Genomic DNA, 12,740 nt, shown 5'->3' with positions numbered 1-12,740 from the left:
AAAGGTGTATCTTGAAATATGTTGTAATGCTCGGTTGAAATTTTAGATTTGATCAGATAGTAATGTGCATCAGGGAGTTCAGGCCATTCAACCCGCCCGGGCTTCCAGACCTGCGCGGATCTGGTGGTGAATTCCGCTGAGCAGAATCCTGGAGCTTTCTTAAAAAAACAGACCGGAGGCATGCATGGCGTACTGCTTACGGCTGGAACGCCCATCGCATTCAGCCAGGGATTGTCAGCTCTGCGCAGGAAAGGAACGCTTTCGCTCAACGGACTTCCTCCGGGCGACTTTCAACTTCCTATTTTTGAGACCGTACTCAACAGGTTCACCATCAGGGGTTCGATAGTTGGAACAAGGAAAGACATGCAGGAAGCCATTTCCTTCGCCGTAGAAGGAAAGGTCAAGGCACAGATAAAAACAGCTAGACTTGATGAAATCAATGATGTATTTGAACAGATGAAAGCTGGAAAAATTGAAGGACGCATCGTACTTGACATCGCAGGGCAATAATATCTGGTAATCATAACCAATAATCAGCCAGACAAAACCGCAAGGATGGCACGCCCAGCAATCGATCGGAATAACTCCTGTTATAGACCAATAGCGCCTGGCCTTCCGAGTAAAATTAAAGTCATTGGTATGGCTTTTTTTAATTAAAAGTAACTGGTATAATGTTTTGTTTGTCAGTGGATTGGCTAGCTGACAATCTCCGGGCATAGGGATATTGGTTTAAAAAAACAAGCAAGCCAAGGTGGCTGACCCTGCCTGCGTACTGGATAGGTACTTTGTAAGCGATCATGCTAACTAACGCACACCTAATTAGTGTATTCCTATTTTGTTTATTATTAAATATCTGATAGATAGTGCTTTATGTTTTTGTTTGTTTTTTGTTGTTCCATCTCAAATCTGTCCTTAGGCACTATTTCGTAATTGGGCTTATAACAACAAAAACAACCATGAAAAAACTTTTCTCAACCGCATTTGCCCTAGTAGCTATCGCACTTGCAACGAACACCACCGTTTTCGCACAAGCTGAAAAAGGAACCAAAATGGTAGGTGGTGCAGCCATGTATCCTTCAAAGGACATCGTTGACAACGCCGTTAACTCAAAAGACCACACCACACTGGTTGCCGCAGTGAAGGCAGCGGGTCTGGTTGAAACCTTAAAAGGAAAGGGGCCTTTTACGGTTTTTGCGCCAACCAATAGCGCGTTTGATAAGTTGCCTGCCGGCACGGTAGACAACCTGGTAAAACCGGAAAACAAAGCTACCTTAACTAAAATTCTGACTTACCATGTCCTGGCAGGTAAAATGGACAGCAAAATTATCGCAGCTGCAATCAAAAAAGGTAAAGGCAAAGCTGAACTGACAACTGTAGAAGGCGGGAAAATTTGGGCCTGGATGCAAGGTGGTAAACTGGTACTACAAGATGAAAAAGGCGGAAAAAGCACAGTGAGCATTGCTGACGTCTATCAGAAAAATGGGGTCATTCATGTAGTGGATACCGTATTGATGCCAAAATAATAGCCAAAAAATAATTAGTGTCCCCAAGAGGGCACTAATTATTTTTTGGCAATAGACAATCAATCAACCAAATATCTATCCCGGTCAGCGAAGCTCACCTAAGCCCTCACAAGAATCATGAAAACACGTATACTTTGCCATCCTTCATCCAAATACCTTAACGAAAAAGAGCTTATACTGGCCCTCATCAACGGAGATGAGCAGGCCTTTAGAAAACTTTATAAAATGTATTCAGCCAGCTTGCTGGGTGTTATTACCAAAATCGTGATTCAAAGGGAAATAGCAGAAGATTTGTTACAGGATTGTTTTGTTAAGATCAGTAAAAGTATTGTCCACTACGATCAGGCCAAGGGCAGGCTTTTTACCTGGATGCTTAATATTGCAAGGAATATCGCTATCGACCACATCAGACTGGTATCTTCAAAAAACGGCAAAAAAACCTTCGAACTGGATGATGTCCGGAGCGAGCTTATGAACAAACCAGCTGAACAATTTAATATCGATACCATAGGTTTAAAAAAGCTTATCGATCAACTTTGCACAAAACACCGTGAAATGATCCATCTGGCATATTTCCAGGGATATACCCACGCTGAAATTGCAGACCTGCTACAAATGCCTTTGGGAAGCGTGAAGACAGCCATACGGCTGGCTATTGTCGCTCTACGAAAGAGATTCTGTTTTGAAAACGGAGGTGACTTTGCTCTGAGTGCATAACATAAGCGTTGCGAAACTTGCTGGCAATGGCTCCATGCGAGCTGTTTTGCCAAAACAGTTAACAGCCAGCAAAGAAGCGTTTTGTAATGAAAGCCATTCTGGTAAAAAATCCTATATTTGCAATGCTCATAGACGGAGCAAAAAAAGGGGTGAGCGCAAGGATTTGTAGTAAAACCTTTTCCAATTCCTCTCTGCCGGATGCTGTTGCTGAAATAGCACAATCCGATACCCGGACTTAGCACACGGCGTTGCCTGAATTTTTAGCGTTTTTTGGAAAAGCAAATTCTTAATTTTACCTCATATTCGCTATCATCCCGCTAGTTGGTCTGCTTTATTTCAAATGGTATATTTTCTGCTAACGATTTCAATCGATTTAAATGTTACCACGCTGGTCATTTTCAAAGCCCGTAGTATGGGTCCGCGGATTACCAACTAAAGAAAAACCGAATGCCCGGAAAGATCCAAGCAAAGTCCATCCCAAAAGGGATTAAGTTTGCCCATAACCCGGCTTTCTTACTACCACTGCAATCGGGCACCTTTCACGGACTTCCTGCTTACCTTAATCAGGAAGATTTTTGCCATAAACTCATTTACTACTACCATCAGCTGTCAAGGTTAACAGTAGGCAGCCTTTTGCTCAATTGCCCGAATGCTGGTACAGCGGAATAACTCACCCTGGAGCAAGTGATCCTGCAGGGGCTCGAGCTAAACCAATTAGTTCATAAGCTGTCCAGGAAAAGCGCCTTAAAGGTACGGTCAGTACCTGTGTTCAACGGGGAAATTTAAATGAGAAATCCGACCAGCATACCACTGTTGCCAGAGGAAATAATTCCTGGAAGGCAGATTTTTGAAAAGGTCGTTTTCAGAGCCGGAGCAGGTGAATTTTTCCAGCTTTGGTTTTTAGCAAATGTCCATGATTTTAATTCAGATTGCTGAACCAGGGATTATTGCACCTGCATTAACGAGATTAAAAAAACTGTATTAAGCAAATTTGTTGGTGATTCATCTCAACATCTTTTCTCCCGGAAAATATCTGTTGAAGCCTTTTATGCAATTGGTGAATATTTAGCTGAAAGCACAATAAAAAGGCTGTTCGGAGTGCTGCAGACTGGGTCAATACCTTTAGAAGGGGTATAGATATTTTAGCTCGCCACCTGGCCCATGAAAATTGGGCTGATTACCAAAAAGACCAGATTGGGGATCTAAGTCATACCCTTCAAGTATAAGTAAACTGGCAAGTTGGTTTTTTGATGGAATTTGGTCAGCAAATTTACATCAGGCTAACCAGGTAGTCTGGCAACAACTAGAGCTGGCGGCTGTAAATTTCAAAGCGCTGCTGAGACTTTATAGACCGGGAAAATAGTAGAAGTAATTTGAAAATACTACTTTGAAAAAATAACCCGATGGTATAAATTTGCTTTAACAAGCTTACAAACCTATAACATGTTATTCAAGGAACCCTCTGAAACAATTTCTGAGTTAATGTTGGTTGAAAAAAAGGTCTTAAACCTGAAGACCTCCATCGGGACTTTAAACGCATTGTCAAAAAGTTTTGGCAAGGAGCTGTCCTCCAGCCGGAATGCTGAAATCTTTATCGAAGTGATTGCTGACATTTCCGGCCATCATTTAACCCAGATTCAGGAAATCAGGTACGATTTGGAGAAACTTAAAGGCCCGCATGGGCGTTAACAGTAAGATAAAATATGCATTACGGTCTTCATGTTTATCACTCGCCAAATGACCGTGGCCCAATAGCCGGTTAGTCCTTTAAAGGGCATACATTGGACTTATTTATCATGTTTAACATAGATTAGCTTTCCTGTGTCATAACCGATTTCCTCTGCCTGTTTCAGGTATGCCCGCTGGAGGGCCATAGGCATAGTTTTCTGCCTGGATAATAACCAGAGATAATTCAGGTTCTTACCTGCAACCATTGCATACTTATAATCTTTATCGATTGCGATGACGTTATAAGCTGCGTATATGGGTCTGAAAAAACTAACTTTCAGTGCAGCAGTGTTTTCCGCACCTGTAAATTTAGCAATTCCTTCAGAAGAACTCCATTTTTGTTTTTTGTAATTAAATCCCTTGTTGAGTACTTTGATCTCCCCATTTTTCCCCTTACTGTAATTTGCAGTGACATTATCCAGGTTACGCTCAAAAATATAATCAAACCGGGCAATTTCATACCATTTCCCAAGGTAAGCATCTGGTAAAAAAGGCTGGACAGCCTTGGCATTTTTTGGAATAGAAGCGCAGGAGTAAATCAGCGATAACGCTAAAAGCCCTACTAACAGACAAGTTGTTTTTGTATTCATATTTATTATTTTAAGATTACGGCTGATAAGTTAAAAAGCTGCCATTTTTGCAATTGCCATTTTATAGCTGATGTAACTGCTCATGGCAAGCGAAATTTTCTGGGTATTTGGGATACGGATCCGCTTATGCATAATCATTTCTGCCGGTGTATTTTTTATCTTTTTAAATAATGACCAGTAGTAATTGTAAGCAAGATAAACACCAAACCTTGCGCACATTGGGAGCTTTCTGATGCCTTCGAGCGCCTGTTCAAAATCAGTTTCGATGTCTTCTTGAATCTGGCATTTAATTTTATTATCAAAAATATCAGTCCTCATGCCAGGGAAATAACATCTGCCGAGTTGCTGGGAATCTGCTTTTAGATCGCGAAGGAAGTTCACTTTCTGGAAAGCCGATCCAAGCTTCATTGCAGCCGGCTTAAGGCTTTCAAATTGACATGCATCACCATTTACAAATACTTTAAGGCACATCAGTCCTACAACTTCAGCAGATCCCAGGATATATGTCTGGTAAAGCTGGTAGTCGTAAGTGAAATGCTCCAGGTCCATTTCCATACTATTCAGAAACTGCTCAATTAGCGATCGATCGATTGAGTAACGGTTTACTGTTTCCTGAAAGGCTTGCAGGATAGGATTCAGCGAAATTTTTTCATCAATTGCCATCCAGGTATCTGCACGAAACCTGTTTAGCAGCGTTGCTTTATCATAGCCGTGGAAGCTATCTACAATTTCATCTGCCAAACGAACATAACCATATATTGCATAAATCCATGGCCGTATGGCGGGGGAAAGTGCAAAGATACCTATAGAAAAGCTCGTACTGTATTTTTGTGTAACAGCTTTACTGACTTTAAAGGATAGTTCATCAAATAGTTGTTTCATAGTGCGTTTTTAGTGTGGTTTAGGAGTTAAATTTTTCCTGTCGGACTACCCCGGTTGTAGCCCGGTTGGAAGCTCATCGGGCCGTAACTGTTCCAAGGCCACATCGAGGAGTTTTTTCGCATTGGCTTGTTTGATAAAAATAGGATGGTGAAATGCCTCAAGTTTATTAAGTAAGCTGATCAAGGTCATTTTATCATGGTGGTTGAGGTTGGCTGTCACTATGCGGCTGGCTAAACGAATCCTTCCCATCTGAAGTTCCAATGCCTCAAGCCCCCCTGCGGTGATTTTTAAAATTTTACTTCGCCTGTCTTGGGAAGAGGCTCGCTGCATAACCCAACCATTCTTAATCAGCCTGTTTATAATTTGCACGCCGGTGGGCTTATCTTGTATATTTTTTTTAATCAGTTCCATTTTGGTCATCTCCCCGAAAGCTTTCAAATTGATTAAATAGCTGAAATCGTCTTGCGTAGAAAATTTCGATCCTTCGATCGCTGCCCTGGAGTATGTTCTTGCATAGCGGTTTAAATGAACCAATAAGGTTGTAATAGCACTCTCAGGGCTTCTACCATTTTCTTTTCCCTCCCAGTCAGGTTCAGGTGTAGCGCTGACATTTCCCAGCTTATTCAAAATAGCCCATGTCAGAAAATCCTGCAGACCGGGATTATCCAGGTTGTCAGCCGAATGTTCAAAGTCTTCGAGCAAAAGCATAATTTCTGTTAACAAGTGATATTTCATTTGATATTTTTTTATACAAAACAATTAAAACAAAAGTATGTTTTTGTACTAATTAAATATTTTTATTGGTTCAATATTAATCGCAGCTCCAAAGATAGAGGTGCACGATTTATGGTTTACATCGATCCAAGGAGACAGGCCTGCAAATAACCAGATATTTGCGCTGCACAGCATAGACCGGTATCTGCTGCAAACCTCGTCGAAGATTGCAAACGCTGCAAGCCCTAAGCGGGATGTGATAAGGGCTCACTGGAGTAATTGAAAGAAATTGCTTGATCGCTTGTTTTTTGATGGCTATGCGTTAATATCTCTTAATCCTTAGCATAAGTAAAATTTCGCTTATGGAAGGCATTGAAGAGTTGTATTTGACTGGTTTGTTTACGGCTCGATAGGTAAATGTTGTGAACGGATATTCATTAACATATTCTGTCCTTAGCGCTATGGGATCAAAAACAGCGTTAAACGATAGTATTGCCAGCTTATATTCGGTTTGCTACTACCTGATTTGAAAGGCGAGGACACAAGCGGCTACTTCAATAACACAAGAATCGTATCCTGACTTAGCCTGGCCTTTAACCAGTTTTGCAATTTAGCCTCATCTGATAGGTTAATTCGTCCATTTAAAACGGCTGTAAATTGTAGCAAAGAGTCATTTCTGGCTGTATCGGTATATCGGAAAATTGCCCTGGAAAGACTGTAAGACCTGATTGCAGGAAAAAGGGCCCGGAGCTCTTGCCTGATTTCAGGGGCAGGGATAATTGCTTGCTTTTTGCTGCCGGTATTCAGGGAGTCCCTGTTGAAGACATCTTCCATAATACTCGCCTTAATCTGGGAAAAATCAATATTCGCCTGGGCGTCAAGCCCCTGACGGATGGTTAACTTGGTTCCTTGCAGGCGATAATCCTTGAGTTTACCCCGAATGGTGTCTATAGTGGGGCCCGAGAGCTGAGCGCCAATAACCAGCAAATCAATTTCGCTGGATTTTCTTGAATATTTGAAAGTCTTGCTGACTACCTGTGTATTGTTAAAATCAAAAACCTCACGGACAAAACGTTGTGCACTGTTTTCAAAAATACTTTTCTGAACAATTCCATAGGCCAGGTAAATGCTGGGGATAACCGTAAGCAGGACTGTAAAAAGGATATACCTGGAAACTTTTTTTTCTGTACCCTGATCTTCAAAATGCTTTTTGTTGAATTTTAAAAAGCGTACAATCAAGTAAGTAGATATACAGATAAAAACACTGTTAATAAAAAAAAGATATAACGCACCAGCGAAATAAAGCAAGTTTCCCGACGCCAGGCCGTAACCAGCTGTGCATAATGGAGGCATAAGTGCAGTTGCGATGGCTACACCTGGGATTACATTGGTTTTCTCTTTCCTGGTTACAGCGATTGCGCCAGCCATTCCTCCTACAAAGGCAATGAACACATCCCAAATCGAAGGGGTTGTTCTGGCCAGCAGTTCACTCTGCGCATCATGCAAAGGGGTAAGGTAAAAATATAGCGCAGAGGTGGCAATACTGATCAAAGCTGCTATCAACAGGTTTCGTCCACCTTGCCTAACCAGTGAGAAATCATTAATCCCGATGCCCAGGCCTATTCCTATAATCGGGCCCATTAAGGGAGAAATTAGCATTGCCCCAATAATAACTGCAGTAGAATTGACATTGAGACCTATAGAGGCAATAAAAATTGCAAATATAAGAATCCAGAGACTTGGGCCTACAAAAACACTGTTGGCCGTAATAGAAGCCACCACTTCTTCCTCATTTGCCTTATCCAGATGCAGGTTAAACCTGCGGGCAAAAAAAAGATTCAGCAAATCTTTAAAACCTGATTTTTTTTGATCTTTCATCATTAATCCTTATTTAGGTTGTTATGTGTTGTCGATTTTAGCACCAGCGAACCAAGTAAACCCGCGATGACAGATGCGATCAGAATGCCATATTTAGCCTGTTGGACGGTTTGCGGATCGGAGAAAGCAAGCCCGCTGATAAACAGGGACATGGTAAAGCCAATTCCGGCTAAAAGCGAGATGCCCATCATCTGCTTCCAGGTTGAACCCACCGGTAAACGTGCAAACCCCAACTTTACCATCACAAAGCAGAACAGCATGATCCCGGTAAACTTGCCCGCCACAAGCCCCACACTGACTCCCATGGATACCGGATTGAGTATAACAGAAAAGAAATCCGCTCCAATGATTATCCCTGAATTAGCAAGGGCAAAAAGAGGCATAATTAAAAAAGCAACATAGGGGTGAAGGGCGTGTTCAATTTTTTGAAGGGGTGTTTCAGCTGCCGTGCTCAGGTCTTTCACTTCCCGGATGGTCCTGTGCTGCTCAGGGGTAGTGAGCGAACTATTGCTGGGAATCTCCCTGTCAAAATCCTCACTCAGGCGGCGGAGCGCCCCGGAATAAACCTGCTCATCGATCCTGGTCCTGGCAGGAATGGTGAAAGCCACCAATACACCGGCAAGAGTTGCATGTACCCCTGAGAGTAAAAAACCAATCCAAACCGCTATACCGACAATCAAATAAAACGCAGTACTGCGTATTCCCATTGCATTTCCGATGACCAGTACCAATAAAAATAAACCTGCAATGCCCAGTGCGGTGAAATTCACCGAGCCAGTGTAAAAAAAGGCAATCACCAGCACAGCACCCAAATCGTCCGCCACGGCAAGTGCCGAGAGGAAAACCTTAACAGCGCCGGGGATGTGCTTACCCGCCATGGAAAGCAGCGCCAGGGCAAAAGCAATATCGGTAGCCATCGGGATTCCCCATCCATGCTGCGCCTCACTACCAGAATTAAACAACAGATATATTCCGGCCGGAACAAGCATGCCTCCCAGGGCGGCAGTCATCGGTAGTAAAGCTTTCGAAAATGTAGAGAGTTCCCCTTCCATAAATTCCCGCTTGAGCTCGAGTCCGATCACAAAGAAAAAAAGTGCCATCAGTCCGTCATTGATCCAGATGTGTAAAGGCTTATCGAGAATATGTTCACCCAGGCCAACCTTGAAATGCATTTCCCATAAATGGTGATAGGAATCCCCGATTGATGAGTTTGCCCACACAATAGCGATAATTACACTGATCAGCAGTACAATACCACTGGTATACTCCAGGTGTACAAAACGGTTAACCGGGGCAATAATTTTTTCAATAGGGGTTTTAGGTAGATTTTTGATCATAGTATCCTTTTCTTTGCCGGCAAAATAAGGTTTTCTCTCCAAAAATGATACCAGAGGATCTGTTTTCCGGTCAAAATGATTCTTTCGGAACTTTTCACGATCGCACCTGCCAATCTCCATCCAAGCTCCCCGATTTATTTTTACTGCATACCGTTTCCATTGGGAAGCATGATGTCTTCAGGCTGAGTTGAGGCTGTTGCGCATATGAAAGCACGATGGGATTTCTGGGGAATAGCTTGCCATTAATGCTTTGGAATAATGTTTTTTATGATCATCTTGACCTTGGGGATAAGGCCACTGTCAGGTGATCCGGCGCTAAGCAGCGAGCTGATGAGCTTGAGTAGCTCATCAATACTAAAGGGTTTTTCAAGGACAGCATCGCAACCATAATCTGCTAAAGAAAGCACTATGCTGGTATAGGCCGATGTGATAATGATCGGCGTTTGCGCAAAGCCCTCGAGTCCCCGGATCGCTCCACAGAGTTCCCCTCCATTCCATTCAGGAAGCATATAGTCAATGATAAACAGGTCAGGTCTAAAATGTTCTGCCAGGGCCGTTACCTTTTCCGCCTCCTCGCAGCCCCTGCATTCGTAACCGTTCGAAGAAAGGATACCGGTAAGGGTTTCAAGCAAAATAAGGTCATCCTCTACGATCAGTATTTTTTTTCGCTCCATAGGAATTTTTGTTTATTGAAGGTGGCTTACTAACACCAACCGGTGCTCGGCGGTTTTTCATTTCTTAGCTCAAAGGAGCAATATCTTTATTTTCCAGGTTCGCGATGCGGAAGATTTCCTTTGATATAAAGGCGATATTCTCTTTTAGCTCACCTAAAGCGCAATATAACCTCCCGCAAGGAACCGGCAACCCCATAACCTCTTCGAAAAATTCCATTATTAACGCGAATCCCGAGTCGTTTTCAGGCTTGCCTGATAAGCGGGAGAAGATTTCCATGGCAATGTTTTTATCATCTCCAATGCAAAACCGTCCATATGTGGTTTTTTTTTCTCCCGGCCCCTGAAGGCTGACAGTAATTGTAAAACGCATATCCATAAACTGTTTTTTTGAGGGTTGGTAATACAAAGTGCCGCATTGAGCGGCACTTACATTATTGTATTTCAATCTGTTTGGATACCGCCCTGGCTTCTTCCTTTTTGGGAATATGCAGGCTGAGTACCCCGTCTTTGTAGCTGGCCTGAATCGCATTAACATCTGCGCTTTCAGGCAAGGTGAATGAACGCGTAAATGAAGCATAGCCGTATTCCCGGCGGTTAAAGTTTTTTCCCTCCGTGTTGCTTTCATCTTGCTGCTCCGAAGAAATCCTTAGCAAATGCCCATCCAAACCTACCCTGAAATTTTCTTTTTTCAGGCCCGGGGCGGCCAGATCAATGTGGTATGCCGCGTTGGATTCAGAAATATTGGCTGCAGGAAGGCTGCTGATGCGGCGGTCAGTGAAAAACGTATCGCCTAATACAGATTCGAAAATGTCATTAAAGCCTGGCAATAATGAACTGTTCTTTTTTTCGGGATTGAATTTAACCAATGTCATAGTTTTTCTCCTTTTAGTGTTTTAATAATAAATGGACTATAAATCAATTAATTTTATCTGTCACCTGCATCTATCAGGTTGTATCCATATCAATCAAGTGCTGTGCCATTACGTTTGGAACAGAAAGGCAAGCGGGTTTTCTGAAAAAATTTCATTTTTTCTGCAAAATTTGCAGCTGTGAAACTGAAAAAATTTCAGTGATAACCGCGAAATTTTTCACAGCACGGACCATCTGGTAATCCAACCAAAAGGTAAAGGTCTACGAAATTCAGACAAAAATATTTTTAGAAAATTTTCCGTTGAATTAATTTTGTAGCATGACAATGCAAGAAGTGGATGAACTGGAAGAATGGTTTAAGAACGTTGAATTACCTAAGCCACCAGTTATGTTATTTCCCGGCACACAGATTGCCGATGTAGACAAGTTTCTTGAAGCACAGTTTACCTCCCTCAGGGTTGATCCCAACAGCAAGCCAAATGCGCCCATACTGTACCGTTTGAAAGCTTTCAAATTGCTGATAGAATCTAATCTATAGCTTAACCTTTCCTCGATAAAAGCCCCTGTCAACACGTCCGTCAAAACACATTTAATTGGAAAAAGCAGGCTAACTGATTGCAATTAGGTTTTTTTTATTTGATGGTGTTCCCAGGCTAGCGAGTAACTCCCGGATGTACGGCATGCTGTCCTGACCGGCAAATCTGGCATTGCGTACCTGCATTACCCTAGTAACAAGGATATTTTTGCAATCGCTGAATGGTGTGCGATAATGCTTTAGCCCATGGGCTGCTTCAGGTATCCATCGATCAGTTCCTGTACCTCAGGACTTACCGGCCTGCGGCTATAGTTAACCAATTTATGCTGGGAAGAATTGAATTTTTCAATAAAGGTAGCCTCAGTTTCACTGAACTTGAGATAGCCCTGTTCAAAATAGCGTTCCTCTATTTCAGTCGAGGAATCCGAGCTGTGAAACCAAAGTTTCAATAAACAACCCGATAATTTATCAAAATACAGCCAGTGATACATGTCCCAGGTTTCTGTTGCCAGAGGAAACTCTTTGGGATTTATTTTCATGATAATCAGATCAGGGTTTTCAAAAAGATGAATGACTTTATATTCACTGGACATAATTAACAAAGTTAACAAGCCTGTTGCTAAATTATTAATGAATTTATCCACAACCTGGATCAACCTTATAACCATCAGGTAATTCTTTACCCAAAGCATGCCCCGGATGGTTTAAGAACTTCAATAATGAAAAGGACATTATTTGATGCTGCTTGATTGCCAATAAATTTGTTTGGTAAAATAAATGGTAAGTAACCTGGGATTACCCTTTTGGTGATCTGGATTTTATCAGTTTTATCCCACAGAAAAAAAATATTATATGGGGACATTGGAATTTATAACCAAGGAAGATCTTGAACAATTCAAGCAGGAACTTTTTGCAGAGCTGAGAAGGCCTACCTTTAAGCCGCCAGCTGGTAAGGATAGGCAGAAGCCATTTATCAAAAGCTACGAGGTGAGGCAGTTGTTGGGAATCTCGCCCGGAACGCTCTTACAGCTCAGAAAAAGTGGCCAGATCAAGTTCACAAGGATCGGTGGCCTGATGTATTATAAGTATGAGGATATCGAGGCAATGATGAATAAGAGGGTATAGGTATTCATTATGCCTTTAAGACAACATTATTTTTATGCGCCTGGTGATGGCATACGGGATTTATCCCTGTGATCTAAGAATATGATGTTAAAAGAGAAGGAAATAATGGATGAACACCGTTACCATCGGCCCAAAAGAAAGCTGCAATCAGAGGGATCGTACATGCG

Annotated in this window: 16 protein-coding genes; 7 read left to right on the top strand and 9 right to left on the bottom strand. The window is 42.2% G+C overall.

Annotated elements, in window-relative coordinates; genetic code table 11:
- The first annotated feature begins 123 nt into the window (after positions 1-123).
- From OC25_RS02440 to OC25_RS02420, 5 genes are all read left to right on the top strand, one after another.
- The gene (locus OC25_RS02440; protein WP_342418090.1) at positions 124-510 is read left to right on the top strand and encodes a zinc-binding dehydrogenase; all 387 of its coding nucleotides are present in this window, start codon (positions 124-126) and stop codon (positions 508-510) included.
- A gap of 446 nt (positions 511-956) precedes the next feature.
- The gene (locus OC25_RS02435; protein WP_039471303.1) at positions 957-1,523 is read left to right on the top strand and encodes a fasciclin domain-containing protein; all 567 of its coding nucleotides are present in this window, start codon (positions 957-959) and stop codon (positions 1,521-1,523) included.
- Positions 1,524-1,640: 117 nt separating this feature from the next.
- The gene (locus OC25_RS02430) at positions 1,641-2,240 is read left to right on the top strand and encodes an RNA polymerase sigma factor (protein ID WP_082018479.1); all 600 of its coding nucleotides are present in this window, start codon (positions 1,641-1,643) and stop codon (positions 2,238-2,240) included.
- A 447-nt stretch (positions 2,241-2,687) separates the two neighbouring features.
- Complete coding sequence (locus tag OC25_RS02425; RefSeq protein ID WP_039471301.1) at positions 2,688-2,909, top strand: hypothetical protein; 222 nt, start codon at positions 2,688-2,690, stop codon at positions 2,907-2,909.
- Positions 2,910-3,683: 774 nt separating this feature from the next.
- On the top strand, positions 3,684-3,929 hold the full coding sequence (locus tag OC25_RS02420) for a hypothetical protein (protein ID WP_039471299.1): 246 nt from the start codon (positions 3,684-3,686) through the stop codon (positions 3,927-3,929).
- A gap of 98 nt (positions 3,930-4,027) precedes the next feature.
- Here OC25_RS02420 and OC25_RS02415 read toward each other — a convergent pair whose 3' ends face one another.
- From OC25_RS02415 to OC25_RS02380, 8 genes are all read right to left on the bottom strand, one after another.
- On the bottom strand, positions 4,028-4,558 hold the full coding sequence (locus OC25_RS02415; RefSeq protein WP_039471297.1) for a lipocalin family protein: 531 nt from the start codon (positions 4,556-4,558) through the stop codon (positions 4,028-4,030).
- Positions 4,559-4,588: 30 nt separating this feature from the next.
- A complete protein-coding gene (locus OC25_RS02410) occupies positions 4,589-5,440 on the bottom strand; it encodes a phytoene/squalene synthase family protein (protein WP_039471295.1) in 852 nt (283 codons plus the stop codon).
- 45 nt (positions 5,441-5,485) lie between these two features.
- Entirely contained in the window at positions 5,486-6,175 is a 690-nt protein-coding gene (locus OC25_RS02405) for a MarR family winged helix-turn-helix transcriptional regulator (RefSeq protein WP_052265904.1), read from the bottom strand.
- A 528-nt stretch (positions 6,176-6,703) separates the two neighbouring features.
- Positions 6,704-8,035, bottom strand: a complete 1,332-nt coding sequence (locus OC25_RS02400) for a DUF389 domain-containing protein (RefSeq protein ID WP_082018478.1) — start codon at positions 8,033-8,035, stop codon at positions 6,704-6,706.
- Positions 8,035-9,489 carry a Na+/H+ antiporter NhaA gene (nhaA, locus tag OC25_RS02395; protein ID WP_245221862.1) on the bottom strand — a complete coding sequence of 485 codons (1,455 nt, stop codon included), beginning with the start codon at positions 9,487-9,489 and terminating at the stop codon, positions 8,035-8,037. Before nhaA ends, OC25_RS02400 begins: the two co-directional genes overlap by 1 nt.
- A gap of 122 nt (positions 9,490-9,611) precedes the next feature.
- Complete coding sequence (locus OC25_RS02390) at positions 9,612-10,043, bottom strand: response regulator (protein ID WP_052265902.1); 432 nt, start codon at positions 10,041-10,043, stop codon at positions 9,612-9,614.
- 64 nt (positions 10,044-10,107) lie between these two features.
- Positions 10,108-10,488 (bottom strand): hypothetical protein, encoded by a 381-nt coding sequence (locus tag OC25_RS02385; protein ID WP_156131374.1) that lies wholly within the window; start codon positions 10,486-10,488, stop codon positions 10,108-10,110.
- Positions 10,475-10,915, bottom strand: a complete 441-nt coding sequence (locus OC25_RS02380) for an Hsp20/alpha crystallin family protein (protein ID WP_039471291.1) — start codon at positions 10,913-10,915, stop codon at positions 10,475-10,477. The genes OC25_RS02385 and OC25_RS02380 overlap by 14 nt, the downstream gene beginning before the upstream one ends.
- A gap of 317 nt (positions 10,916-11,232) precedes the next feature.
- Here OC25_RS02380 and OC25_RS02375 point away from each other — a divergent pair, with 317 nt between their 5' ends.
- Positions 11,233-11,451 carry a DUF6965 family protein gene (locus tag OC25_RS02375; protein ID WP_039471288.1) on the top strand — a complete coding sequence of 73 codons (219 nt, stop codon included), beginning with the start codon at positions 11,233-11,235 and terminating at the stop codon, positions 11,449-11,451.
- A gap of 236 nt (positions 11,452-11,687) precedes the next feature.
- On the opposite strand, the gene OC25_RS02370 is transcribed toward OC25_RS02375, so the two are convergent.
- Positions 11,688-12,140 (bottom strand): hypothetical protein, encoded by a 453-nt coding sequence (locus tag OC25_RS02370; protein ID WP_039471286.1) that lies wholly within the window; start codon positions 12,138-12,140, stop codon positions 11,688-11,690.
- A 160-nt stretch (positions 12,141-12,300) separates the two neighbouring features.
- On the opposite strand from OC25_RS02370, the gene OC25_RS02365 reads away from it, so the two are divergent.
- On the top strand, positions 12,301-12,573 hold the full coding sequence (locus OC25_RS02365; RefSeq protein WP_039471284.1) for a helix-turn-helix domain-containing protein: 273 nt from the start codon (positions 12,301-12,303) through the stop codon (positions 12,571-12,573).
- Positions 12,574-12,740 lie beyond the last annotated feature (167 nt).

This window comes from Pedobacter kyungheensis, assembly GCF_000812965.1.
GTDB lineage: Bacteria > Bacteroidota > Bacteroidia > Sphingobacteriales > Sphingobacteriaceae > Pedobacter > Pedobacter kyungheensis.
This window is presented reverse-complemented; position numbering and strand designations above follow the sequence as displayed.